Origin of the sequence: Pedobacter riviphilus, assembly GCF_014692875.1 — a bacterium.
GTDB classification, from domain to species: Bacteria; Bacteroidota; Bacteroidia; order Sphingobacteriales; family Sphingobacteriaceae; genus Pedobacter; species Pedobacter riviphilus.
In genome coordinates this window covers 594,670-619,637 of record NZ_CP061171.1, presented here as the reverse complement: position 1 = coordinate 619,637, position 24,968 = coordinate 594,670, and the positions used below count along the sequence as shown (strand labels likewise).

The window sequence follows — 24,968 nt, the reverse complement described above, 5'->3', positions numbered from 1 at the left end:
CCTTTAAGGTTATCTGTCTTTGATTAAGGTTTGGGCAATGTCAACTTTGTAAATCTGCATAGCAGGGATAAGTGAAGCCAAAGTGCCTATAAACAGTCCGATCCAGATTAAATAGACTTCTTGGGGAATTGCAGTAAGCCCGGTTAATTTTGCCTGCGAAGATTCCTGATAGATCCCGATTACCTCAAGCGCAGTATGGCCGATCAGTAAACCCAAACAGGCACCGATAAACGTAACCAAAACCCCTTCAAACATGACCAGAAAAAACAATTTCAATTTTGATGCGCCCAGGCAACGCATAACGGCCAAATCGTATTTCCGCTCTTTCATCGCGTTGTAAAGACTGATAAAAATACTCAGGGCGGCAATCCCCATAATAAATATGGCAAACCATTGTAGGGTATCTATTCCAACTCCAACGAGCGAAAACAACCTTGCGCTTTCCATCGCCGGAGATGCGGCCTGCATGTTAGTGCTCTGGTTAACCATCCGCGGGAAAAGAATAACCGACATTGGCGATTTATACTGGATCAGCAAAGCTGTAATCTGTTTATCATTAATTTCTTTGGCTTCTTCCACAGGAGCGCGGCTATGGCCCTCACTATGCTGCTCTTCATGCATTTTATACACACTGCCAATATTAGTGAGGATTAAATTATCAGTGATGTTTCCCTGTGGTTTTAAGATCCCTTTTACCTGGTAGGCATGTTGTTTATGCACATCTCCATTCCCGGTTAAGCCATGTGCACCGAAAAAAGAATCGCCAATCTTAAGCTTGGTGGTTAAAGCTACTGTGCTACCCAAAGTTACTTCCAGATCTTTATGCCAAAAACTGCCATTTTGAATGGATAAACCATAAAGATTAGAGAAAGTACTATCGGTACCAACAATCCGGTAACCGTTGTAATTATCGCCTAATGCCAATGGCACGGCCCTTTTAACCATCGGGTTCTGCATTAATTTGTAGGCATCTTTAGCTGGGATATTTCCTGTTGGGTAATCGATATGATAAATGCTGCTTAATATCAACTGTAAGGGGCTTCCTTTTGCACCTACAACCAGATCGATATCCTTAGCATTTTTCTCCAGTTTGTTGCTAATCTGTGTAGAAGCCAAAAAGAGAACAGACAGGATGCCCACACCAAAGGCAACCAAAATAATATTTAAAATTGTTGTGAGCTTATTCCTGACGAGGTTTTTGGTACTGATTTTAAAGATATTCATTAGAGTAGGTAGGTTTTAGTAATGTGATCCCGGACCCTTCCGTCGTGCGTGGCAATAATCAGCGCAGCACCATTATCTTTAGCCTGGGTAGTCAGCATATGGATTACCTGATTGGCATTTTCATCATCTAAGCTAGAGGTAGGTTCATCTGCAATTAACAGATCGGGTTTGTTTACCAGTGCACGCGCTACCGAAACCCTTTGCAACTGCCCTTGACTTAATTCATCAGGGTAATTTTTAGCCAGCTCGTCGATACCTAGATCTGCTAAAAGCGAAAGGTTTCGCTCATGATCGATAGGCAAACCAGCCATTACCGCAGCAAGTTCTAAGTTATCGAGCACATCAAGAGAACGAATAAGATGCGGCCTTTGAAAAATGATGCCGATATGCCTTCCCCTAAACCTATCCCGGCCCCTTGCAGGCAAAGTATATAAATCGGTTCCGTTAATTAAAACTTCACCTTGGCTTGGCTTTAAAAGACCGGAAATAATATTAAGAAGTGTACTCTTGCCACTGCCTGATGCACCTAGCAGAAGCCATTGCTCCATGTCGGCGATTTCCCAGCACGGAAATTTTAAGCTTCTCCCCTTATCATAAACATGCGCTAATGAGCTGATTTTAATCATGATGTACTGCCTTTTGCTTTTTTTTAACAATCAGATTTTTAATGGCATAACGCCTGTACAGTTCTATTCCATCATTTGTACCGTGCTTACAGGCAGGGTTTAACATCATTATAAATAGCAATGCAGGGATAAATAAGATTTTATGGTTCATTGACATAATTGACTATTGATGACCCAATGGGCAAGATTTAAGCATTCTTAAATTGATATAATGGGCTACAGCAATGGTAAAGCCGCCAATTGGGATCAAGATGGGCTCCAATGGTTCGATGCCCGAAAAATGCCCCAATGCAATGCATGCAAAGCCAGCAATAAGTACCAGGATTGGTATCATACGGCGGTGTTGTTTGCGATATGCCGTACTTAAACTCCAAATACCTACAATCAACGAAACTGCTATCATGGTAATCTCAACCGCTTCATTGGCCAGAAAACCCATCCCCCACAAGGGTAAAACGGTAATTAAAAATGGCAATGCGGCGCAATGTATAGCACAAAGTGTTGAGGCTGTAATACCTATCCGGTCGAGGTTGATTCTGTAGCTCCGTAGTTTCATTAGAATAAATTTAGTTAACAAATATAAAAGCAATTTAGTTGCATTTAAAACAATCAACATTATATTTGCAGCATAATTGCATTAAAATGATAAAGAAATTACCGGTAACCGTATTAAGCGGTTTTTTAGGCAGCGGCAAAACAACGCTGCTCAACGCCATATTAAAGAATAAGCAAGATTTAAAAGTGGCCGTTATTGTAAACGATATGAGTGAGGTAAACATTGATGCTGCCATGGTTAAAAACCAACATGCCCTATCTAAAACTGATGAAAAACTGGTAGAAATGAGCAATGGTTGCATCTGCTGTACGCTGCGTGAAGATCTGATGATTGAAGTAGAAAGGTTGGCAAAAGAAGATCGGTTCGATTACCTGCTGATTGAAAGTACCGGAATATCTGAACCCATCCCTGTAGCCCAAACATTTTCTTTTATTGATGAGGCCTCGGGCATTGATCTGAGCAGGTTTAGCCGGTTAGATACGATGGTAACTGTTGTAGACGCTTATAATTTTTACAGGGATTTTGGTTCGGCAGATAAACTTGCCGACCGCCACATGGTTGATAATGTAGCTGATAAACGCACTATAGTAAATCTACTTACCGACCAGATCGAATTTGCCAATGTAATTTTATTGAATAAAACAGACCTGGTAAGCGATACCGATCTTAAAGTACTTAAGACGTTAATTGCAAAACTTAACCCAACTGCCAAAATTTATCAGACACTTTTTGGAGAAATAGATCCGGTCTTACTCTTAAATACCGGTCTATTCGATTTTGAATCAGCATCAGATGGTGCCGGATGGAAAAAAGAACTGGAAGAAATTCATCAGCCAGAAACTGAAGAATATGGAATAAGTTCAATGGTATTCCGTTCCAAAAAACCTTTTCATCCTGAAAGATTATGGCATTACATCAATAAGGAATTTCCACAGAATATTATCCGATCAAAAGGCATCTTCTATTTAGCTGCCATGCCCGAGCAGGCTATTAATTTCTCGCAAGCGGGCGGTTCACTACGTATCGATCCGGCAGGGGTTTGGTGGGCAAGTATGCAGCAACATGAACGTGAACAATACGTAGACTACCTTGAAAATAGAACTGAAATTGATGCAAATTGGGATAATGACTTTGGAGACCGTAAAAATGAGCTTGTTTTTATTGGACAGGAAATGAATAGCGATGCGCTAAAAAAATCGCTCGAATATTGTCTGTTAACTGATACAGAAGTAAAAAATTATAAAACAAAAAATACCTTTAAGAACCCTTTTGAGCGCGTTTTGCCCTAAAATGAAATAATAGTCGATGAAATGAACAAAATGGTAGTTTTTCGATGATATTCTTAGGTTTTATTTTGTGTAAATTTGATTTACCCAACCAAACTTACGCTTATTATGGAACCCTCAGAAGAATTAACTTTAGTTAAAACCCGCTTATCATGCCCGAAGTGTAAAAATTTCGAAACCTATCGGGTGCCAAGGGGTTTTCTCTTTAAAACGCTTATGCCATGGATTTCAGTTAAGAGATACAAGTGTTATAAGTGCTTTAATAAGTTTTACGTATTTAATTAGAGTCTATAAATTAGCATCTCATTTAAGCCACTTTAGTGGCTTTTTTCATTTCAGGATGAAATACTGCACGAAAAGCAGTTCGCATTATTTATACGCGGTTAACTGCAGTCTCTTAAAAACATATTCTTTATAACTCGCTCCTATTGGTAATTCTTTTGTACCAATTTCAATATCGTAAGCAGTAAAAGCAGTCACCTTTTTCAAGTTAACTATAAAAGAGCGGTGAATGCGTAAAAAAGAGCTGTTCTGAAGTTCTGTTTCCAGCTCACCAATTTTGTATTTGGCTGTTACCTTCCTATCGGTACAGTGAATTACAATATAATCTTTTAAACTCTCAATATACAATACTTCATCCTTATTCAGATTGTGAAACTTCCCCCTGTTTTGACATAAATAAACTGCTGGGTAGCTACGGGGATTGCCTCAGGTTTAATAATAGGGCTTCTTAATCTTAAATAACGGTCTACAGCTTTAAAAAAACGGTCAAAAGTGATGGGTTTAAGCAAATAATCAATCAGATCAAGGTCGTAACCTTCTATTGCATATTCGCGGTAAGCCGTTGTAATAATTACAGCAGGCGGATTTTTTAAGGTTTTAAGAAAATCAATCCCGGTAATCTGGGGCATTTTAATATCCAGGAACAACAGGTCGACCGGTATGGTCCTTAACATCTCCAATGCTTTAATCGCGTTTGAGCAGGTACCCACAACCTCAAAAGTATCCAGCTGGTTAATATGATTTTGTATCAATTGAATAGCCAGTGGCTCATCATCAACTAAAAGACACCTTACTTTCATAAATCTTATCTTTTTTACCTGTACTGTTTTTTAGGTTTATGTGCAGTAAAACTACAAAGATATTATCATGAGTAGTAATGCTTAAATCGTATTGTTTAGGATAAAGTAGCTGAAGCTGTTTGGTTATATTGTTTATCCCGATTCTATTTTCTTCTTTCTCCTTCCCTGGCATAAAACTATTTGAAACCATAAAACGGAAGCGATTATCAATCAGATTTAAATCTATATTAATTATAGGATCGCCGATATCTTCGCCAGCACCATGTTTAAAAGCATTTTCGACCAATGAAAGTAAAATTAGAGGGGCAATAACGGCATCATGATCTATTTTATGTGTAAAATTCACTTCTAAACGACCACCATACCTTAATTTTTCGAGTTCTATATAATTTTTAATCAGCGTAATTTCTGCTGATAACGGTACGTATGTGCCATTGCATCGATACAATACATGGTCTAGTATTTCAGATAATCCCGCAATTGATTTTGAGGTGATAGGCGAATTAACTAAGGAAAGCGAATAAATATTATTTAGTGTATTAAAAAGAAAGTGCGGGTTTAACTGCGCCTTTAAGGCCTTTAATTCTGTTTCGGCCCTTTCCTTTTCTAACGAAAGTTTATGCTGCTGTACCGCGTATTGTTCTTTAATTAATTTTATAAAGGCAAAAATCCAGGCTGCAGAAAAAGTTAAGGGAAAATAATGTGTAATAAGCTTAGGTACATCTGTTGCAATTTCAAGAATAGTCTCCTGGCCAAATGGCGGTGTTCTTAAAAAGGGTTCCAACACATGCACCACCACTATTCTTGAGCAAACACAGATAATATAACTTCCTACCAGGAAATAAAGGGCAACCACATAATAGGTTTTAGCTGTAATCAGCCGCGGAATAATTAAATAAGTTAGAAAATAAGAAGCAATAATGGTGAAAGAGATGTAATAGGCATGCCGGATGAGGATTTTATGAAAATCATTGTATTCATCAATATCATAGCGATTAAGAAATACAATTGAGGTAATCAGCCAAAAAATAATATGGCTAAGAAACCGATGTGCGGAACTGAACTTGGCTATCCTCTCAATTAATGGCATCAACACAAATATACAATTCTTAGCTATCTGAATTTGCGCTATCGACGAACGCAACAAAAACACATATAGATACATCAAAATGAGTGATGAAATGGGTTAAGGTCCAAAATACCTCTTTTTGAATGCCATGCTTACCTATACGGCTTCTAACTGGTTTTGACTTTGTGCTAATATCCATATTGCAGGAAATTTAAAACAAACCATGAACCAGATTAAGCGATTTTGCTTCCTACTCCTTTTATTATCGGCCCTAAAAAGCTTTGCGCAAACCGAAGTTAAACTTACCGGAAGGGTTATAGATGAAAAAACATTAAAACCGCTCGAAAATGCGGGTATTAAACTTTTATCGGTAGCTGATCAAAAAAATTTAAAAAGCACAGTTACAGATAGTAATGGCGAATTTACGCTCTTCACCCAACCGGGCAGGTTTCACATTAAAATCGAATTTGTTGCCTATAAAACACAACTGCTCGAAAACAGAGAAATAACCCGGAGCTTTAAACTTGGAGACATTATCCTGAAAGAAGACGTTCAGTTGTTAAAATCGGTTGATGTAACTGCAGAAAAAACCACGGTAGAATTAAGCTTAGATAAAAAAGTATTTAACGTAGGCAAAGATCTAATTTCAAAAGGAGGCTCTGCCAATGATATTTTAAATAATGTACCTTCTGTAAACGTAGATGCCAATGGCGCCATAAGCCTGCGTGGAAATGCAAGCGTACAGGTATTAATTAATGGAAAGCCATCTATGCTAACCAATAACAACGGTTTAGAACAGATACCTGCCAGCAATATCGAAAAAGTAGAGGTAATTACCAATCCATCATCAAGATATGAGGCACAGGGTGGTGGAGGTATTATTAATATCGTATTAAAGAAGAACATGCTAAGTGGCTTTAATGGTTCTGTGCAATTAGGTATTGGCGATCCGGCAAATTATAACGGTAATTTAAACCTCAGCTATAAAACTGAAAAAATCAATCTCTTTAGCAACATCGGTTATCGCTACCGGAACCTTTATGGATCGGAGCAACGCTACCAAAGCGTTTTAAATAATGGGGTACAGACCATACTACGGCAAAATAACGAACAGGGAAGAAACGATGACCTTTATAATATTTATTTGGGAATGGATTATTACATCAACGCTAAAAATACCTTAACCGGGAGCTTTTATCATGATTTACTGGTAAATAAAGACACCACCAATTACCGCTACAACTATTACAATAAAAACAATGTGCTCGATAGCACGATTAACCGTTTTGAGAATTACAGAGAGCCCCAGAAATACAATCAGCTCGAACTGAATTATGTAAAAACCTTTGATAAAAAGGATCAAAAATGGAATACGAGTTTACAATATGTTTTTTGGAATGATGATGAAAACCAGGACATCGCCCAACAAAAAATTTTCCCGGCCTTAAATAACACCAGCCGTTTAACATCAAGGGATATTGAAAGCAGCGATGCACTATTTATTCAAAGTGATTTTGTAGGCACTTTCTCTGGCGATTCGAAGTTCGAGGCCGGTATAAGGGCAAATATCAGATCCATCAGAAGTGATTATTGGGCCAAGGCAGATGATATACTGCTTCCCGCTTACGATAATAAGCTTAAATACAACGAGAACATTTATGGTGCCTATTTTCAGTACGAGAACAAATTCAAAAAATTTAACTATCTGCTTGGGCTAAGGGCCGAACTTTCTGATATCGGTGTTTCAGACGGTCAAGGTAGCTTCGCAGCCTCGAAAGATTATATCGATTTATTTCCCACCGCCAATATCACCTACAAACTGCAGAAAAATACCGACTTAAGGTTAAGTTACAGCAGGAGGATAAACCGCCCACAGTTCTGGCAGCTAAATCCGTTTTCAGGTTTATCAGATACCAGAAACTTAACGGTGGGCAATCCCGACCTTAACCCGATGTACACCAACTCATTCGAACTGGGCATCTTGCAAAGATGGGGAAAACTCACCTTCAACCCATCACTTTATTATAAACATGCCACTAATTATTTCGAATTTATACTCAAGCAATCTGCTAGTGGGTTTGTGAATACACCAGTTAATCTCGATTACGAAGACCGTTATGGGCTGGAAATTTCGACCACTTACAATCCGCTATCGTGGTGGCGATTATCGTGGGATTTTAACTATTACGCTTTTAAGCAGCAAGGCTCCTTTGAAAATAAAGCGTACGGATCTGAAAATCATACCTGGTTTACCCGTATCAACTCGCGAATGAAGTTTCCGAAGAGTTTTTCGATAGAGTACAGTTTTAACTATAGAGCCAAAAATACCGATATCCAATCGGTTAATAAAGCGCAGTACCGTGCTAATATCGCCCTTAGTAAAGATCTGTTTAAAGATAAAGTTTCAGTTACCTTAGCAGTAAACAACATTTTCGATTCATTTATAGATAAGCAGATCACCTCAACAGATACGTATTATTTAGAATCGAATTTTAAAGGGATTGGGAGATTAACTACGGCAACATTGGTTTACCGCTTTAACCGCAAAAAAGATGAAAAGGACCGTTTGCCAGATCAGGAGTAAATTTAACAGCATGAATCTAATGAAAAATGTAAATCATTTCTTTTACAGAAATAATCAATTTACTTCTGGTCGGGTAACTGCGTTAAAGATTTCGTTCATTTTATTTTTGATCCCCATGCCTCTCACAGTGCTTAACACTAAAAAAATGAGGACAAAAGGAAAAACCTTATAACCAGCAGCCCAGCTCATTCCAAAAAGCGCTAAAACAGCTAAAATTACTCCATAAATGGATACCGAGAATAGGAATTTTAAGCTTTGTTCACCATTGGTCTTTACAATTTCAAAACTTCCGTTATCTATTCTATGCCAATGATAGCCGATATATGTATTATGAACATTGTTCCAGCCGTCTTCAAACCTAATCATATCAGCAGATTGCTTTATAATCTCATAATCCAGTTTTTTTAGTTCATGACTGATATGCTCTAATAAAAGTTCTTGCGAAAGATCAACTTTCCGTTCTATTTTAAATTCGAGCCCAATGAATAATTCTTTTACCTTTAATTTCATTGGGCTCGAAAATATTATTCAGCGATTAAAAGGAAATAGTTTTTCTTTCCTTTTTGAACCACGATGAATTTATCATTGATCAAGTGATCTGCGTTGAATACCTGCGCCACTTCAGCTACTTTTTCTTTATTTACAGAAACCCCACCACCTTGAATGGTTTTCTTAGCCTCTCCTTTTGATGGGAAAATAGCCGATTTTTCTGCCAATAAACTTGCTGCATCAATTCCTGCCCCAAGTTCTTCAATCAGGATCTTATATTGCGGAATCCCATCAAATATATCTAATACTGCTTTATCAGATAAACCTCTTAAAAATTCTAATGATCCATTTCCAAATAAAAACTCAGATGTTTTAATAGCAGTTTCTAAAGCTTCTGCCGAATGGGTTTTTATAGTGATATCTTCAGCTAAAGCTTTTTGAAGGATACGCAAATGCGGTGCAGCATCATGTTCCTTTTCCAAGGCTTCTATTTCTTCTTTATTTTTAAGGGTAAAAATGCGGATCCATTTTTTCACATCATCATCTGAAGCATTTAACCAAAATTGGTAGAATTTATATGGTGAGGTTTTCTCAGGATCCAGCCAAACTGCACCACTCTCAGTTTTACCGAATTTGGTTCCATCTGCCTTTTTAATCAACTGCGTCGTAATGGCATAAGCTGTACCTGCATCTTTCCTTCTGATCAGCTCCGTACCAGTAACAATGTTGCCCCATTGATCAGATCCGCCCATCTGTACCAGGCAGTTTTCATTTTTCCATAAATGATAGAAATCGTAACCCTGAATCAACTGGTAACAAAACTCAGTAAAAGATAGACCAGAATCGCCTTCCAAACGTCTTTTAACGCTATCCTTTGCCATCATGTAGTTTACGGTAATGTGTTTACCTACATCTCTGATAAAGGTAAAAAGGTTCATATCCTTAAACCAATCGGCATTGTTAACCATTACTGCGCCATTTCCACCTTCTTCAAATTTTAAGAATTTAGCCAATTGCTTTTTCATCCCTTTCAGGTTATGCTCAATCATCTCGGGTGTCTGAAGGTTACGTTCATCAGATTTCCCAGATGGATCGCCCACCATACCTGTAGCACCGCCAACCAAAGCAAATGGTTTGTGCCCGGCATTTTGAAAATGAATCAGTGTCATGATCTGCGTTAAGTGGCCAACATGTAACGAATCTGCCGTAGGATCGAAACCGATATAACCAGAAGTCATACCTTCGTTTAACTTTTCTTCAGTATTCGGCATAATATCGTGCAGCATGCCACGCCATCTTAACTCTTCAACAAAATTCGTCATTGTACAAACACTTTAATAATGTGCGTGCAAAGATAAAATTTTAGCTTAGTTTAAAGCAAATTAGTTGGTTTTGTAAACGAGTTATCGCAATTGCGCTTTGCAGCCTCTCTATCCTTACCAACATTTTACTATTGGCTCTTTACAACCATACGAGAAAACATTACCTTGCAAGATGAACTTTTTATCCCATTATTATTTCGACCGGGCAAATAATGATGCCCATTTGGTAATGGGAACGGTTTTGCCAGATCTGATTAAAAATGCTGTAAAAGAGGCAAATTTATATCCCCAGAAGAATGAGTTCCTGTTTAAAGGAAACCCAGATGAAGAAAATCTGCTGCTTGGCTGGAAAAGACATTTAGCCGTCGACCTGCTTTTTCACTCCTCAAACTTCTTCCTGGAGAAAACAACCGAACTTAAACAGCTCATTAAGCCCATTGTAGAAAATACTGCGGTTCGTCCGTCTTTTCTTGCCCACATTGGCCTGGAGCTATTGTTAGATCATTTATTGGTAGAGCACAACCTGATTCAGGTAAACCATTTTTATGATAAACTCGAAGCGGTAAAAAAAGAATCGTTAAGCGATTTTCTGGAGCACTGCAAGCTAAAAGATGCAGAAATATTTTTTGAATTTTTAACGAAATTCATCAGCAGCAAATACCTGTTGAGTTATCAGAAACTCGAAAATATCAGTTATGCCCTTAACAGGATCTGTATGCGTTTGTGGCCAGAAACATTAAGCGAGAAACAACTGCAGCAGCTTACCTTAGAATTGGGTATTTTCAAAGCTGTTTTAGAGAAAGATTACATGGATATTTTTAGGGAGATCGAGAAAAAACTGGTTTAATTATTTTGATATATTTGGAGAAAAACCAAACAACTAAATGAAAATTAAACTAATGTTCTCCTTACTGCTAATCATTTTGCAGTTTAATGCCTTTGCTCAACAGCAGATTAACGTTATTAAAAAACCAACATGGAATATCAGAGCATCTTACGATAGTAGGTACGGCTCGAAGGTAGATTTATCGGGTAATGCCATTGCCATGATTGTGGATGTTCCCCAAGCTGATTTTGCTGTAGTTACCATTGATGATAAGTTAAGCCAAAAGTGGCTTACTGAGCTTTCAGGCTTTCCAATGGCAATTGGAAAATTCAAAAATAACATTATGGTTATTGCCGCCGCAGATCGCAGTTATTTCAAAAGTTTTTCCAATCAGTTCAAAGCCTATCTTTTAGAAGAAAAAACAGGCAAATTGATCTCTGAAAAAATAATTTATGATGGAAGTAAGGATTTTGTGGAAACACCAGAATTCTTTTTTTCGGAAAATGGCGCTTATTTTAAAATGGCGACAAGACTCACAGCATTAAAGCGCAAAGTACATATAGGCTTACCAGTGGTGGGCTTTTTCACCGCACTTAAAATGGACAAAGACTTTAACGAATCTCAAAGTTATACTGTAATCGATTTTAATGATAAGCTAGAACAAATTCAAAAAATGGAGCCTGACATGCCAGATGGAGATACCTGGAAGGCATCTTGTGGTGATGATGGGAGCTTCATCATTAGTACTGTAGATGCTTCGAAAGGAAAGTGTAATGTGGCCATTTATTTAAGCAGCAGCCCAAGTCCGCTCAAAACAGTGAGTATTCCTGTTGATGCTTTTAATCAGGAAGATATTTCGTCAATTACTTTTGCAAGCAGTAAAAAAACATTGATCAATTATATTGGTATATTCTACAAAAATGCGAATAAAGAGCGCTCTACTTTGATTGCAAGAATCGATTTTAATAACGGAAGCTTCACCTCTACCAAGGAAGTATTTGATAAAGCCCATATTAAAGAATTACAGAAATCTTTTGTGCCTGCCAATAAGAAATTCGACGACCTACATTTCTCTGACGCTAAAGACATGAATATCAGGCATATTTCAGAATACAACAATACACTTCTTGTTACTATTTCTCCAAAATACAGCGTTTCCAGTAGCCATGGTTCGTTTACATCAGAAGGCTCAGTACTGATGAATGGATATGATACCCAGATGAAACCGCTTTATCACCAATTTTTACCCCGTGCTTACTTAAGCCGTAGTATGGGAGAAGGCTCGGATGTATCATTTAACCAAACAGAAAATACGCTTCGTATCCTCGCCAACCAGTCAGATGGTGGTTCTGTTGCCACCATGTATGCAGAAATGGATCTCGGATCGGGCACAATAAACAAGATCAATATGATTCCGAAAGATGATATCAAAAGTTCTTATTATGCCAATACAGAATCGATCAGCTGGCTAAATAATAGCTTTGTTATTCCATTCGTAGAGCGTATGGGCATTTTTAGCAAGAAGGTAGATTTACAGCTTTTACAACTAAAATATTAATCACTCTGCTCCTTTTTCTATATTTGTCTTATGTCGCTAACTGCAATAAAAGAAGAAATGGATGCCCTGGTGGCCGAATTAAACCAGCACAATTACAATTATTATGTGCTGGCTATGCCTACCATTGGTGATTATGAGTTTGATAAAAAATTAAAGCGCCTGACCGAGCTCGAAAAAGCAAATCCTGATTTGGCCGATCCGAATTCGCCTACGCAGCGGGTTGGTGGCGATATCACCAAAAATTTTGTTACCGTAAACCATAAATACCCCATGTTATCGTTGGGGAATACCTATAACGAACAAGATCTCCGTGATTTTGATGAACGCATCCGTAAAGCGATTGGCGACAATTTCGAATATGTTTGTGAGTTAAAATTTGATGGCCTCTCCATCAGTCTTACTTACGAAAATGGCAAACTTTTACGTGCGGTTACCCGTGGTGATGGCGCAAAAGGTGATGATGTAACTAACAATGTCAAAACCATCCATACCATCCCTCACCAAATCAAATCGACCATTGCCCCTGAACATTTCGAAATCCGTGGGGAGATTTTTATGCATAAAGCTGCTTTTTTACGACTAAATGCTGCCCGCGAAGAACTTGGTGAAATCCCCTATGCAAATCCCCGAAACTTTGCATCGGGCACCATAAAAATGCAAGACAGCAAGGAAGTAGCTAAACGGCCCTTAGATGGTTTTATTTATTTCTTGTACACCGATAAAAATGAATTCAAAACCCATTGGGAAAGTTTAAATGCCGTAAAAGATTGGGGTTTCCATGTTTGCGAGCATAACCGACTAGTTTCTAACATCGATGCTGTGCTGGAATTTATCCATCATTGGGAAAACGAACGTTTTAAACTAAGTTACGATATTGATGGCATTGTAATCAAAGTAAATAGTTATGCACAACAACAAGAATTGGGTTTCACCTCCAAATCTCCACGTTGGGCCATTTCATATAAATACAAAGCAGCAGAGGTTGAAACTGTTTTGGAAAAAGTAACCTATCAGGTAGGCAGAACAGGTGCAGTTACGCCAGTTGCTAATTTAAAACCTGTATTATTGGCCGGCACTACCGTTAAACGTGCCACTCTGCACAATGCAAACGAGATAGATCGTTTAGATTTACATGAAGGTGATACCGTTTATGTTGAAAAAGGTGGTGAGATTATCCCGAAAATCATTAAAGTAAATCTTGATAAACGGTTACCAGGAGCCATCAAAGTGCATTATCTTCATCATTGTCCTGAATGTGGAACCGAACTGATCAGAAAAGAGGGTGAAGCGGTACACTACTGCCCTAATGATGAAGGTTGTCCACCGCAGATTGTAGGTAAAATTCAGCATTTCATTTCACGCAAGGCCATGAATATTGATGGGCTTGGCGACGAAACCATCGAAACCTTTTACAAACATGGCCTTGTAAGGCACATCAGTGATTTATATACCCTGCATCAAAAATCGGATCAACTGAAAACCTTAGACCGTTTCGGAGAACGATCGATCGAGAACATGCTCACCGGAATTGAAAAATCGAAGGAAATGCCTTTCGAGAAAGTACTTTTTGGCTTGGGTATCCGATATGTTGGCGAAACAGTGGCAAAGAAAACTGCCGCTGGCGTAAAGAATATCGACAACCTTTCTAAGGCTACTGTTGAGGAATTAATCACCATTGATGAAATCGGTCAGCGGATTGCTGAGAGTATTGTTGAGTATTTTGGAAAATCTGAGCATTTACAGCAGGTAGAATTATTAAAATTAGCCGGATTACAGTTTGAAATTGAAGAAAAAGTAATTACGCTTGATAGTGATAGGCTTATTGGAAAAACATTCGTAATTTCGGGCGTTTTTGAAAACTTTAGTCGTGATGAGCTAAAAGATATGATTGAGGCCAATGGAGGCAAGATGCTGAGCGGTATTTCGGGTAAATTGAATTACCTGGTAGCCGGCGATAATATGGGCCCATCGAAACTGGAAAAAGCGAATAAGCTAAATGTTCCGATCATCAGCGATGCCGAACTTTTAGAGATGATAAAATAAAATGAGAGAGAGTGATTGAATTAGTGAATGATAGAATGTAGCAGATACTCTATCATTCACTAATTCAAAATTCAATAATTATAAATTAAAAATGAACAAATTTCAGGGTACTGGTGTAGCATTAGTTACGCCTTTCAACACAGATGGATCAATTGATTATAATGGTTTAAAAAACCTGATTAATCATTTGATAGAGGGAGGGATAGATTACCTCGTTTCTTTAGGTACAACCGGCGAAACCGCTACAATGACCAAGGACGAGAAGAAGAAGGTGTGGGCCTATACTGCTGAAATCAACAACAATAGATTACCATTAGTTGCCGGAATTGGAGGCAATAACACTTTAGCTGTGGCTGAAGACATTAAATCTTTCGATGCTGCCGGGTATAGCGCAATTTTATCCGTTAGTCCTTATTACAACAAACCTACTCAGGAAGGAATTTATCAGCACTATAAGTATTTGGCCGAAATTTCTCCTCTAGATTTGATTTTATACAATGTGCCAGGTCGTACAGGAAGCAATATGAGTCCGGAAACAACCTGCAGACTGGCACATGATTTTAAAAACATCATTGCTACTAAAGAAGCATCAGGAAGTTTCGATCAGTTTAACCAGATTATGAGGGATAAACCTGCAGATTTTCTTTTAATCTCTGGTGATGACCCGGTTACCTTGCCGATGATCGCTTTAGGTGCTGCAGGCATTATTTCAGTGATCGGAAACGCTTTACCGAAACAGTTTTCCGATATGGTGAAACTTTGTTTAGCTGGCGCTTATAAAACGGCCTTGCCTGCTCATTTAAGCTTAATAGAGTTTACACGTTTGGCTTTTGCTGAGGGCAATCCGGCAGGAATAAAGGCAGCATTAAAACATTTAGGTGTTTGTGGCGATACAGTACGGTTGCCATTGGTTAAGGCATCTGCATCTTTAGAGAAATCAATTATAGCAGAGATAGAAAAACTAAGCGAGGTGGCTTAAGCGCTACCCCAATTAATATTTTTTAGAACAGATTGTTTGATTTTGCTGAAAAGTAAATGAAGACAATCTGTTTTTTTGTGTGTAAATAAAAAATTACACTAACAAATCAACTGGCTATCAACACCTTAAAACAAAGTTCAAAAAACCAGAATGCTGCAAAAGTTTTAGGAATGTTAAAGGCATCATTATTGAAACAGCCGCTGTACACACAAATAAACACACACATGAAAAAATTAGTACTAATTGCCTTAATGGCGGTAATGGCCATGGGATGCAAAAGCAGATCGTATGTTGAATCTTCAATTGTAATTGGGATGCCTGAAAGTGATTTTAAAAAGGCTAATCGTTCTGCAGAATTGATGTTGGCCAATGATGATGGTACAAATGTTTACCGCATGATCTCAAACTCATTTATCCCAAAACCAGAACCTTTTACTTTCTTTTATTTTTATCAGGGTAAGCTCACACGCTTCGTAAAATCAGACCGCTTAGACGATTATAAATTTATCCGATAATTTATTAAAAGGGGGTGTCCGAAAAGCTCCCCCTTCAGCGCCTTAATAATAATTCAAGGCTTAAATTCAAACCAATTGGTGAGCCAACATAGTTAAAAATCTCATTATCGATAGCAATGGGCACCGTTATCTTAAAAATCCTTCACCAATTGTCGTAACGTCTTCCGCGGCATTTGATAGAATAACTATCCCAATCTTTCTTTCTACATCAAAACCAACGAAGGATCTGAAACCGCCGGTTCCGCCAGAATGATGCAAATAGGAGTTCGGGCCACTCTTAGTAATTCTCCAACCAAGCCCCATACTTTGATTTCTCCCTTCAAAAGTAGACTGATGACTTAATGCAATTGCCTTTTTCAAAGGTCCTCTCATCTCCATTTGCGCACAGGTATATTTAACCATATCATCCAATGTGGAGCGAATTGCTCCCGAGCCCTTTAGTGATGCCAGCTCCCAGGGTACGGTTGTTTCACCGATTTCATTATAACCTTGCGCAAAGTTTTTTTGATTAGCGTCGTTTAGTGTAACGCTGGTATTTCTCATATCTAAGGGATCACATATCCGGCTTACAATCAACTGCTCAAAGCTGTTTCCATACTTACGTTCCAGTATAGTGCCCAGTACACCTGCACCGTAATTGGAGTAGGAAAATACTGTTCCAGGCATTATAGCAGGCTTATAATGTCTCAAAAAACTGTAGAGCGAATCAGATAAGTAGTGCTTGTACGGATCTTTTGGATCTATTTTGCCCTTAAAAATATTACTAGGCAATCTGGGGAAACCAGAAGTATGGTTAACTAAATGTTGTAAAGTGATCGGTTTGCTTTGAAAACTCAGTTCTGGTATCGAATCCGGCAGGTAAAGATTAATTGGGTCTGTGAGTTTCATCCTACCAGATACTACTTCCTCAGCAAGAAGCAATGCATTGAAAGTTTTTGTCACCGAGCCAATCTCAAATATAGTGTTTGCCGCGTCGGGTAATTGATCTACTGTTTTTTTAACTGAACCGTAACTGTATTTACGTACTTGTCCGTTATGGATAAATGCTAGCTCTAGGCCGCAGGTATTCCCTTTTTGTATATAAGGTCTCACCACTCGCTCTACCCAGAGATCCAAGGAGTCTTTAAGCAGATTATTGCTGGCTGCCCGTGAAGATTTTTCAGCAATCACTACAGGAACAGTTGCAAAATTTAACCTACTGATTTTGCCTTGCTCATCAATTTTAAGCGAAAATATCTGGCGGGAGTTTTCAAATACTGCCAAATAATCAACTCCGGTTTCATTTTCATCCTTAAATTCATAACTTGTCCAATCTCCCACCTTAGCATGAAACTTGCTCATACCAATGGTAAATTGCTCGCTGGTCATCTTCTTCTGAAATCCTGGTGATGTAAGGAAATATATTTGATCTGGCTGGTTCGCGTTAAAATTCATCTGTACTTTTACGGCGATGGACTCATAAGATTGTCTTTTGTGCTGTGCATATCCGAGATTTACACCGAACAATGTGATGCAAAGGCTAAGTTTAAGGATGGATATTTTACGCATAGGGTACATCAAGTCTTTATCAAAATAGATGTAAATTCGATTAAAAAAAAGCGGATTTGTTACAATGTTCGCGAGATGCCAAAAAGTAAATGCCATTTTCAGACTGGCTATGATAGCAACAACTTAAGAGAAATCGTAGTGAAAGTACCTAAAAAACGATTGTTAAAACCTTTCGTATCTTTTAAAAATGAAGATCAACAGGTTATGGGAAAATAATACTCAAAATGATAAAATGGCCTAATGTTTTATCAGCATCCGAAAACTTCAACTTTGATATAACGAAAAAGAGGATGTCTTTTTGTACACCCTCTTGGTTTAAAGATCTTTGCTAAGCAATCAATTTATTTCTTCTTTCCATCAGCAGGTTATCCTGCCAAACACCTTTTGACTTCCCTATTTTTTCGCGATAGCCCACTACCCTGAAGCCTGCTTTTTCATGAATCTTCAATATGGCCGAATTTTGCAAAAATATCCCAGCCTGAAGCATCCAAATGCCTTTATTTTCACTTTCTTTAACCAAGGCATCTAACAATAAAGAACCTATCCCCTGGCCTTTATAACCATGTTTAACATACACTTCTATCTCACCTACCCTACCGATATCATAATTTGCCGATACTGGCAAAAGCGCACACCAGCCTATAATTTCTTTATTTTTCCAGGCCACAAACCTACAAGCTTTAAGGTGTGAAGAATCCCAGTCTTCCCAAGAAATATCAGGTGTCCTAAAACTCGCAGTACCTGTCTCAATTCCCTCTTGATAGATAGTCCTAATCTCTTCCCAATCAGCAGATCGCATGATTTTTATCATAGTCTTAATCAATTTTGGCCAATATCAGCCTATGAAACCTATTATTTATGTTTGTTTTACGAAATTAGTCAAACATGCACCTTATAGTGCATAATACAGAAGCAAGTTTGTCCTGAATTATAAATCAACACAACTATAGAATAAAAAATACCTTAAGAGTGCCTTTCCGTAACAGAAACGTTAAATTAAAGTTTTTCCTGATTTAGGGTTTTAGAATATTCGATCGGACTCATTCCTACTAATTTTTTAAAGGAGCTATAAAAAGCACTCCGTGAAGAAAAACCTGCGCTGTAGGCGAGTGCCTCTAGCGTAAAGTTCTGCATGATATCACGATTCTGGATGCTTCCTTTAATCCAATTTACACGATACTGATTAATATAATCAATAAAGCTTTTATTGAAATAGTTGTTTAATACCACAGAAAGTTCATGGCTGCTTATGCCGATCCTTTGGGCGAGGGAATGGAGCCTAATATCCTTTTGCCTGAACAGCTGGTGTTTGTTAACATAGAGCTCTAATTTCTGCCCACATTCTGCCAGATCCTTGTTCTGCTCTTTGGGTTTCGAAAAATTTTTCTTGATGGATAATAGTGTTGATGCTTTAACATTCAACAGTGAAGCTACGAGCGCTAGGGGCAGTCGGTCTAAATATCCCGGGTTGGTTTTAGCAAAATACAGGTATCTCTCCTTTGCATTCCCCACACGGATAATATGCGCCCTTTGCTGGGCATCTTTATAATATTTCTCCAAAATAACCCTAAAGATATAATTGAGATCGAAGTGGTGCGCAAAAAGACGATTGAGTTCATTATTATGGATGGCCAGTAGATCCGTATCTTCTACAGCCACCACATATTCCTGGGAATAACCCGATCCATGAAGACCGGATATAGAACTTACAAAATCATTTTCAACTGAGATATAGGTGGTTATTTTTTGTTTATTATGAGTAGTGCAACCCATTAAAGCTCCCTTAACAATGAAGTAGATGTATTCGCATACTTCATTCTCATTGAACAATATTTGGTCTTTTTTAATCCTGAGCCTTAAGAGATGTTGCTCAAATTCTTTTTTCAATTTAATATCTACAGGATACACCCTACTCAGTATGCTTAGCACATACTCCACATCTTTACTGTCTGCTTTATTGTATTGCAAATGTTTTGACACCTTATACTGTTAATAATGTTATCACTTCATACCAAATGATTGGCGCACTTCAGTATTCTACTTACTCTGCCTTAACACAAAGCTTGCAATATATCTTAAAATCAAAATTTCCGCTTAATGTTTGTAATCTAAAAGACTACTTGGAGTAAATAAAAAGAAAGCTAAGAAAACTTATGCAATGAAGGCTAATTTGTCTTATATATTTTACAGTAAAGATGGCATTTAGTAATAAATAATAACAACAAGAGAAAATATAGTATACAAAAAAGCCTCAGAAAATTTCTGAGGCTTTTCAATATTCATATTTTGATCGTTTAAGCTTTGTTTTTGGTTTCCTGAACCTCCAAACGGATGGCCTGAGCTAAGTTTTTCAAATCCTGCATACCTTTACGTATACGGGTTCCAGCTGCGCTGTTACCTTTGTTATAAAATTTGTCTGCATCAGCTTCCAAAGCTGCCACTAAACTCTTTACTTCTTCGAATTTTTTCATTTTTAATTACTCCTATGGTTCTTTAAGGTTTTAGTTTTTAATTATCTACTCTAATTTAAAGGGTTTGATGAAATAAAAAAATTTTTAGAACAATAAAAAACAGCCTTCTATGCCATTTTTTTCCACATTCTATCCATTTATAAACATATCACCTTAAAAAAAATACACAAAAGTAGCTGAAATACAGCTTTTTGCAAAAATAAGCCTCATAAAAAAGCCCTTTAAACGTATTTAAAGGGCTCTGTAAAAATTTTTATAGATCTTAAACGGTAGCGAAAAGATTCTCTTTATAATATCCGTTTTCTAATTTTTCAGCAACTTCGCTAAAAGCATCTAAAGTACGTTGTACATCTTCTAACGTGTGTACGGCTGTAGGAATTAAACGGAGTTCGATCATACCTTTTGGAATTACAGGATAAACTACGATTGAGCAAAAGATGCTATAATTTTCGCGTAAATCGTAAGTAATTGCAGTGGCATCTGAAAGTTCACCTTTTAAGAAAACCGGAGTAACTACAGAATCGGTAACACCTAAATCGAATCCGCGTTCGCGTAATCCTTTTTGAAGGGTCATTGCAATTTCCCAAAGTTTATCTTTCAATTCAGGTTTGCTTTTTAGCAATTCTAAGCGTTTTAATAAACCGATTACCATTGGCATAGGTAATGCCTTAGCAAAAGTCTGAGAACGCATGTTATACCTTAAGAAATTGGTAATTTGTTCTGTTGAAGCAACAAAGGCACCAATACCTGCCATTGATTTGGCAAAGGTTCCAAAGTAAACATCAATTCCTTCAATACAGTCTTGTGCTTCGTGTGTGCCAGCACCAGTTTTACCCATAGTACCGAAACCATGCGCATCATCAACTAAAATACGGAAATTGAAATCCTTTTTAAGATCAACGATTTCCTTTAATTTGCCCTGAGCGCCACTCATTCCGAAAACACCTTCAGTAATTAAAAGAATTCCACCTCCGGTTTCTTCAACCAATTTGGTAGCACGTTCTAATTGCTTACGGGCACTTTCAATATCATTATGTTTGTAAACAAAACGTTTACCCATATGCAAACGTAATCCATCTACAATACAGGCATGCGATTCTGCATCATATACCACCACATCATTTCTGTCAACCAAAGTATCAATAATGGATACCATGCCCTGATAGCCGTAGTTTAATAAAAATGCATCGGGTTTACCTACAAATTCTGCAAGTTCTTGCTCCAACTGTTCGTGATAGTTTGAGTTACCGCTCATCATACGGGCACCCATAGGATAAGCCATACCGAATTTTGCAGCAGCTTCTTCATCTGCTTTTCTAACTTCCGGGTGATTGGCTAAGCCTAAGTAGTTGTTTAAACTCCAAACCAAATGCTCTTTTCCACGAAACTGCATATGAGGTGCAATTTCTCCCTCTAATTTTGGAAACGAGAAATACCCATGAGACCATTTCTGGTGTTGGCCAAGAGGTCCCATGTGCTTTGCTATCTTATCAAATATATCCAATGTATTATGTGTTTTTTATAATAAAATTTTGCGAATTTAAGCTTTATTCGTCTTAAAATCAACCTAATGATCTTTTAGGTGTTAATTAAGATTTTTTAACACTCCAATTTTATGCCAAAAAAGCCCCGATTTTACAACGGGGCTTTAAAATTATATTTGGTTCGTTTTAATCAACGTTATCGTGCAAGAAAGAATTGTTAGGTCTAATCTCTGTACCACCATCCTGATCATTGCTTAACGTAAATCTACTTACCTGCGATTCAGAAGAATGCTGAACTTGTTGCAACTGCATTTGCTTGCGTTTGTAAGCAGGTTCGTTTTCTAATTCCTGTAAACCATTAGTTGTACGCAATTTCATACTTAAATCTTTTAAACGTAAGATACGCTCTTTAGATTTTTTCAATTGCTCTTCCATCGATTCATCACTTTTGTCGTCATCTAAACCAACAACCGGCATTTCGATTTCTGGCTCCGGCTCAGGCATTGGCGGCATTTGGGCAACTGGTGTTTCGAACACAAAATTAGTTTCCGCTAATTTAACTTCAAATTCAAATCCGGTTTCCTTTGCTTCTTCTACCTGAGGTTCTTCTTCAATTAAAGTATGGCGAACCACGTTATTTTCTGGCTCCTGAACTTTTTGAGGTTCAGATTTATTGAACATACCACCAAAAAGATCTGCTTGCGAAACTTCTTCCTTAGTTTTTAAAACAGGCTCATAAGATGGCGTTGTTTTAGGCTGAATGAAAGAGTTTACAGGTTCAACGGGACGAACTAGCGGTGCTTCTTCAGGTGTTAAAAGTGATATTTTCTTTTTATTTTTTTCTTCGTTTACACGTTCTTCTGATGTTTGAAAACCAGTTGCAATAATGGTTACAGAAAGCTTATCGCTTAAAGATTCGTCCGTACAGTTACCCCATATTAGATCAGCTGACAAACCAGCTTTCTCCTGAATATAATCGGTAATGATCGAAACCTCATCCATGGTTACCTCACGCAAACCTGAGCTGATGTTCAATAAAATATAACGGGCACCTTCGATTTCATTATCTTTTAACAATGGAGAAGCTAAAGCACCTTCAACAGCCTGCAATGCACGGTCATCACCCTCAGCGGCGAAACTACCCATAATGGCTACACCGCTATCTTTCATTACGGTACGCACATCCTTAAAATCCACGTTGATATAACCTGGAACGGTAATGATCTCTGCAATACCTTTTGCAGCTGTTGTTAAAATATCGTCAGCCTGACCGAAGGCAGAACCCAGGGTTAGGTTTCCGAAGATTTCGCGCAGGCGATCGTTAGAGATAACCAGGTAAGAATCTACATATTTTTTCAACTCTTCCATTCCCTCGTCGGCCTGCAGTCTACGTCTTTTTCCTTCGAAAGAAAATGGTGTAGTAATGATGGCTACAGTTAAAATATCAAGTTCTTTAGCTGCTTTCGCAATGATTGGAGAAGCGCCTGTTCCAGTACCACCACCCATTCCTGCTGTAATAAAAAGCATTTTGGTTGTACTACCTAACATTGCCTTAATATCATCTATATTCTCTATAGCTGAGTTTTTACCAACCTCAGGGATAGAACCAGCCCCCATTCCTTCGGTTAAACTAGCCCCTAATTGTACCTTGTTAGGTATCGGGCTAGATTCCAAAGCCTGGGCATCTGTATTACAAATAATAAAATCCACACCAGTAATACCAGACAGGTACATATGGTTCACTGCGTTGCCGCCACCGCCTCCAACACCAATTACCTTGATGATTGAAGACTTATCTTTTAACATTTCGAACTGCATATCTTTATGAATCAGTTGTTTAAAAATTTTAAATTCTGTTCATTACTCAATGTAATATTAACACTTTTTCAACAGACGTTTTCCACAACTGTTAATAATGTGGAAAACTCATCTTTTGTGGAAAAGTAATTAACTTTTTAAGTAATCTTCATCACTTACATTCATATCATCCTGAATGAAAGTTCTTGTTTTTGCCAGTAATTTATCGAACAAGCCTGGTCCGCGTTTCTCCTTTTCTTTTGCTGTTTTTGGTTTTTCTACAAAAACACCAGGTTGTTTCATTTCTTCAATTAATTCTTCAGCTTTCTGGATTCCTTTAATCAGCAAGCCTACGCTGGTTGCATACATTGGGCTTTTCAGATCATCGTAAATGGCTTTAGGCATATCTTCGTATTTAGATAAGTGCTCGTTCGGGTAACCAATACGGCAATCTAAACCAGTTACATATTCAACCGCCTGCGATAAGTGTTTTAATAAAGCACCACCACCTGTAATTACAATACCACCGATGAGTTTTTTCTCATACCCTGAAGATTTGATCTCATAATATACGTGCTCAATAATCTCTTCCATACGGGCCTGGATAACGTAAGCAAGGTTTTTAACCGAAATCTCTTTTGGTTCGCGGCCACGCAAGCCCGGAACGCAAATAATTTCGTTTTCTTTATTTTCTTCAGCCAACGCCGAACCAAAACGTGTTTTTAACAACTCAGCCTGATTGCGCATTACAGAGCAGCCCTCTCTGATATCTTCGGTTACACTATTACCACCAAAAGGAATAACTGCCGTATGACGGATAATACCTTCATGGAAAATGGCTATATCTGTAGTACCACCACCAATATCAACCAATGCAATACCAGCTTCTTTTTCTTCCTCGCTCAACACCGATTCAGAAGAAGCCAATGGCTCAAGAATTAAATCCTGAGTTTGCAGCCCTGCATTGTTTACACATTTAATAATGTTTTTTACAGCCGTAACCTGACCAGAGATAATATGGAAGTTAGCTTCAAGGCGAACCCCTGCCATACCGATCGGATCTTTGATTCCTGGTTCGTTATCGATGGTAAATTCTTGTGGCAATACATGAATGATCTCCTCACCCGGTGGCATTACCAGTTTAAACATATCATCAATCAATTTATCGATATCTTTTTTACCGATTTCGTTGTTTAATTCTCTTCTTGTTAAAATTCCTCTGTGCTGTAAGCTCTTAATGTGCTGACCAGCAATACCCACATTTACCACCTGTATCTCTACATTGGATTGTCCGCTTGCTACTTCAACTGCTTGAGCAATACCCTGCACTGTTTTTTGAATGTTAGAAACCACTCCGCGTGTCACTCCCGCCGATTCTGCCTTGCCTATTCCTAAGATTTCTATCTTACCGTGCTGTGTTCTACGACCAACGATAACACAAATTTTTGTAGTACCGATATCCAATCCTACTACGATGGGCGACTGACTGGTAAATTTTGCCTTGTCCAT

23 protein-coding genes are annotated in these 24,968 nt (G+C 38.0%); 7 read left to right on the top strand and 16 right to left on the bottom strand.

What is annotated here, in order from left to right; all coding sequences use genetic code 11:
• Window positions 1-9: 9 nt before the first annotated feature.
• The 4 genes from H9N25_RS02420 to H9N25_RS02405 are packed head-to-tail and all read right to left on the bottom strand — an operon-like array spanning window position 10 to window position 2,406.
• The gene (locus H9N25_RS02420; protein WP_190327831.1) at window positions 10-1,224 is read right to left on the bottom strand and encodes an ABC transporter permease; all 1,215 of its coding nucleotides are present in this window, start codon (window positions 1,222-1,224) and stop codon (window positions 10-12) included.
• Complete coding sequence (locus tag H9N25_RS02415) at window positions 1,224-1,850, bottom strand: ABC transporter ATP-binding protein (RefSeq protein ID WP_167293155.1); 627 nt, start codon at window positions 1,848-1,850, stop codon at window positions 1,224-1,226. The genes H9N25_RS02420 and H9N25_RS02415 overlap by 1 nt, the downstream gene beginning before the upstream one ends.
• Window positions 1,843-2,001: a hypothetical protein gene (locus tag H9N25_RS02410; RefSeq protein ID WP_190327830.1), complete on the bottom strand. Its 159-nt coding sequence runs from the start codon at window positions 1,999-2,001 to the stop codon at window positions 1,843-1,845. Before H9N25_RS02410 ends, H9N25_RS02415 begins: the two co-directional genes overlap by 8 nt.
• Before the next feature lie 12 nt (window positions 2,002-2,013).
• On the bottom strand, window positions 2,014-2,406 hold the full coding sequence (locus tag H9N25_RS02405; RefSeq protein WP_167293153.1) for a MerC domain-containing protein: 393 nt from the start codon (window positions 2,404-2,406) through the stop codon (window positions 2,014-2,016).
• 86 nt (window positions 2,407-2,492) lie between these two features.
• On the opposite strand from H9N25_RS02405, the gene H9N25_RS02400 reads away from it, so the two are divergent.
• Window positions 2,493-3,695 carry a GTP-binding protein gene (locus H9N25_RS02400; RefSeq protein ID WP_223833556.1) on the top strand — a complete coding sequence of 401 codons (1,203 nt, stop codon included), beginning with the start codon at window positions 2,493-2,495 and terminating at the stop codon, window positions 3,693-3,695.
• 366 nt (window positions 3,696-4,061) lie between these two features.
• Here the strand turns inward: H9N25_RS02400 and H9N25_RS24290 are convergent, their stop codons facing one another.
• Genes H9N25_RS24290 through H9N25_RS02390 form a run of 3 tightly spaced genes read right to left on the bottom strand, consistent with a single transcriptional unit; the run spans window position 4,062 to window position 5,864 of the window.
• Window positions 4,062-4,322 carry a LytR/AlgR family response regulator transcription factor gene (locus H9N25_RS24290; protein ID WP_255524546.1) on the bottom strand — a complete coding sequence of 87 codons (261 nt, stop codon included), beginning with the start codon at window positions 4,320-4,322 and terminating at the stop codon, window positions 4,062-4,064.
• Between the two features lie 14 nt (window positions 4,323-4,336).
• Window positions 4,337-4,774, bottom strand: a complete 438-nt coding sequence (locus H9N25_RS24285) for a LytR/AlgR family response regulator transcription factor (protein WP_223833555.1) — start codon at window positions 4,772-4,774, stop codon at window positions 4,337-4,339.
• Window positions 4,749-5,864 (bottom strand): sensor histidine kinase, encoded by a 1,116-nt coding sequence (locus H9N25_RS02390; protein WP_223833554.1) that lies wholly within the window; start codon window positions 5,862-5,864, stop codon window positions 4,749-4,751. Before H9N25_RS02390 ends, H9N25_RS24285 begins: the two co-directional genes overlap by 26 nt.
• 202 nt (window positions 5,865-6,066) lie before the next feature.
• Here H9N25_RS02390 and H9N25_RS02385 point away from each other — a divergent pair, with 202 nt between their 5' ends.
• Entirely contained in the window at window positions 6,067-8,427 is a 2,361-nt protein-coding gene (locus tag H9N25_RS02385; protein ID WP_190327829.1) for an outer membrane beta-barrel family protein, read from the top strand.
• A 54-nt stretch (window positions 8,428-8,481) separates the two neighbouring features.
• On the opposite strand, the gene H9N25_RS02380 is transcribed toward H9N25_RS02385, so the two are convergent.
• Window positions 8,482-8,937 carry a DUF4870 domain-containing protein gene (locus tag H9N25_RS02380; protein ID WP_190327828.1) on the bottom strand — a complete coding sequence of 152 codons (456 nt, stop codon included), beginning with the start codon at window positions 8,935-8,937 and terminating at the stop codon, window positions 8,482-8,484.
• A gap of 14 nt (window positions 8,938-8,951) precedes the next feature.
• Entirely contained in the window at window positions 8,952-10,238 is a 1,287-nt protein-coding gene (gene tyrS / locus H9N25_RS02375) for a tyrosine--tRNA ligase (protein ID WP_190327827.1), read from the bottom strand.
• A gap of 172 nt (window positions 10,239-10,410) precedes the next feature.
• Here tyrS and H9N25_RS02370 point away from each other — a divergent pair, with 172 nt between their 5' ends.
• The 5 genes from H9N25_RS02370 to H9N25_RS02350 all read left to right on the top strand — a co-directional run bounded on the left by H9N25_RS02370 (window position 10,411) and on the right by H9N25_RS02350 (window position 16,159).
• On the top strand, window positions 10,411-11,085 hold the full coding sequence (locus H9N25_RS02370) for an ACP phosphodiesterase (protein WP_190327826.1): 675 nt from the start codon (window positions 10,411-10,413) through the stop codon (window positions 11,083-11,085).
• 37 nt (window positions 11,086-11,122) lie between these two features.
• Window positions 11,123-12,622, top strand: a complete 1,500-nt coding sequence (locus H9N25_RS02365) for a hypothetical protein (protein WP_190327825.1) — start codon at window positions 11,123-11,125, stop codon at window positions 12,620-12,622.
• Between the two features lie 30 nt (window positions 12,623-12,652).
• Window positions 12,653-14,665: an NAD-dependent DNA ligase LigA gene (gene ligA / locus H9N25_RS02360; RefSeq protein ID WP_190327824.1), complete on the top strand. Its 2,013-nt coding sequence runs from the start codon at window positions 12,653-12,655 to the stop codon at window positions 14,663-14,665.
• 91 nt (window positions 14,666-14,756) lie between these two features.
• Complete coding sequence (dapA, locus tag H9N25_RS02355) at window positions 14,757-15,644, top strand: 4-hydroxy-tetrahydrodipicolinate synthase (RefSeq protein WP_190327823.1); 888 nt, start codon at window positions 14,757-14,759, stop codon at window positions 15,642-15,644.
• 224 nt (window positions 15,645-15,868) lie between these two features.
• Window positions 15,869-16,159: a hypothetical protein gene (locus H9N25_RS02350; protein WP_190327822.1), complete on the top strand. Its 291-nt coding sequence runs from the start codon at window positions 15,869-15,871 to the stop codon at window positions 16,157-16,159.
• A gap of 126 nt (window positions 16,160-16,285) precedes the next feature.
• Here the strand turns inward: H9N25_RS02350 and H9N25_RS02345 are convergent, their stop codons facing one another.
• From H9N25_RS02345 to ftsA, 7 genes are all read right to left on the bottom strand, one after another.
• Complete coding sequence (locus H9N25_RS02345) at window positions 16,286-17,803, bottom strand: serine hydrolase (RefSeq protein ID WP_167293143.1); 1,518 nt, start codon at window positions 17,801-17,803, stop codon at window positions 16,286-16,288.
• A gap of 232 nt (window positions 17,804-18,035) precedes the next feature.
• Window positions 18,036-18,518 (bottom strand): GNAT family N-acetyltransferase, encoded by a 483-nt coding sequence (locus H9N25_RS02340; RefSeq protein WP_167293142.1) that lies wholly within the window; start codon window positions 18,516-18,518, stop codon window positions 18,036-18,038.
• A 185-nt stretch (window positions 18,519-18,703) separates the two neighbouring features.
• Window positions 18,704-19,687: a helix-turn-helix domain-containing protein gene (locus H9N25_RS02335; RefSeq protein ID WP_190327821.1), complete on the bottom strand. Its 984-nt coding sequence runs from the start codon at window positions 19,685-19,687 to the stop codon at window positions 18,704-18,706.
• 314 nt (window positions 19,688-20,001) lie between these two features.
• On the bottom strand, window positions 20,002-20,178 hold the full coding sequence (locus H9N25_RS02330; protein WP_029278061.1) for a hypothetical protein: 177 nt from the start codon (window positions 20,176-20,178) through the stop codon (window positions 20,002-20,004).
• 262 nt (window positions 20,179-20,440) lie between these two features.
• Window positions 20,441-21,682: an aminotransferase class I/II-fold pyridoxal phosphate-dependent enzyme gene (locus H9N25_RS02325; RefSeq protein ID WP_086545008.1), complete on the bottom strand. Its 1,242-nt coding sequence runs from the start codon at window positions 21,680-21,682 to the stop codon at window positions 20,441-20,443.
• A 166-nt stretch (window positions 21,683-21,848) separates the two neighbouring features.
• On the bottom strand, window positions 21,849-23,480 hold the full coding sequence (ftsZ, locus tag H9N25_RS02320) for a cell division protein FtsZ (RefSeq protein ID WP_167293140.1): 1,632 nt from the start codon (window positions 23,478-23,480) through the stop codon (window positions 21,849-21,851).
• Between the two features lie 129 nt (window positions 23,481-23,609).
• Window positions 23,610-24,968 carry a cell division protein FtsA gene (ftsA, locus tag H9N25_RS02315; protein ID WP_086545007.1) on the bottom strand — a complete coding sequence of 453 codons (1,359 nt, stop codon included), beginning with the start codon at window positions 24,966-24,968 and terminating at the stop codon, window positions 23,610-23,612.

Coding starts and splice junctions, on each gene's coding strand:
- H9N25_RS02370 (WP_190327826.1), top strand. CDS start 10,411: ATGAACTTTTTATCCCATTATTATTTCGACCGGGCAAATAATGATGCC.
- ligA (WP_190327824.1), top strand. CDS start 12,653: ATGTCGCTAACTGCAATAAAAGAAGAAATGGATGCCCTGGTGGCCGAA.
- H9N25_RS02350 (WP_190327822.1), top strand. CDS start 15,869: ATGAAAAAATTAGTACTAATTGCCTTAATGGCGGTAATGGCCATGGGA.
- H9N25_RS02385 (WP_190327829.1), top strand. CDS start 6,067: ATGAACCAGATTAAGCGATTTTGCTTCCTACTCCTTTTATTATCGGCC.
- H9N25_RS02345 (WP_167293143.1), bottom strand. CDS start 17,803: ATGGCATTTACTTTTTGGCATCTCGCGAACATTGTAACAAATCCGCTT.
- H9N25_RS02410 (WP_190327830.1), bottom strand. CDS start 2,001: ATGAACCATAAAATCTTATTTATCCCTGCATTGCTATTTATAATGATG.
- H9N25_RS02330 (WP_029278061.1), bottom strand. CDS start 20,178: ATGAAAAAATTCGAAGAAGTAAAGAGTTTAGTGGCAGCTTTGGAAGCT.
- H9N25_RS02400 (WP_223833556.1), top strand. CDS start 2,493: ATGATAAAGAAATTACCGGTAACCGTATTAAGCGGTTTTTTAGGCAGC.
- H9N25_RS02420 (WP_190327831.1), bottom strand. CDS start 1,224: ATGAATATCTTTAAAATCAGTACCAAAAACCTCGTCAGGAATAAGCTC.
- H9N25_RS02390 (WP_223833554.1), bottom strand. CDS start 5,864: ATGCCATTAATTGAGAGGATAGCCAAGTTCAGTTCCGCACATCGGTTT.
- dapA (WP_190327823.1), top strand. CDS start 14,757: ATGAACAAATTTCAGGGTACTGGTGTAGCATTAGTTACGCCTTTCAAC.
- H9N25_RS02380 (WP_190327828.1), bottom strand. CDS start 8,937: ATGAAATTAAAGGTAAAAGAATTATTCATTGGGCTCGAATTTAAAATA.
- H9N25_RS24285 (WP_223833555.1), bottom strand. CDS start 4,774: ATGAAAGTAAGGTGTCTTTTAGTTGATGATGAGCCACTGGCTATTCAA.
- H9N25_RS02340 (WP_167293142.1), bottom strand. CDS start 18,518: ATGATAAAAATCATGCGATCTGCTGATTGGGAAGAGATTAGGACTATC.
- ftsZ (WP_167293140.1), bottom strand. CDS start 23,480: ATGCAGTTCGAAATGTTAAAAGATAAGTCTTCAATCATCAAGGTAATT.
- H9N25_RS02405 (WP_167293153.1), bottom strand. CDS start 2,406: ATGAAACTACGGAGCTACAGAATCAACCTCGACCGGATAGGTATTACA.
- H9N25_RS02365 (WP_190327825.1), top strand. CDS start 11,123: ATGAAAATTAAACTAATGTTCTCCTTACTGCTAATCATTTTGCAGTTT.
- tyrS (WP_190327827.1), bottom strand. CDS start 10,238: ATGACGAATTTTGTTGAAGAGTTAAGATGGCGTGGCATGCTGCACGAT.
- H9N25_RS02415 (WP_167293155.1), bottom strand. CDS start 1,850: ATGATTAAAATCAGCTCATTAGCGCATGTTTATGATAAGGGGAGAAGC.
- ftsA (WP_086545007.1), bottom strand. CDS start 24,968: ATGGACAAGGCAAAATTTACCAGTCAGTCGCCCATCGTAGTAGGATTG.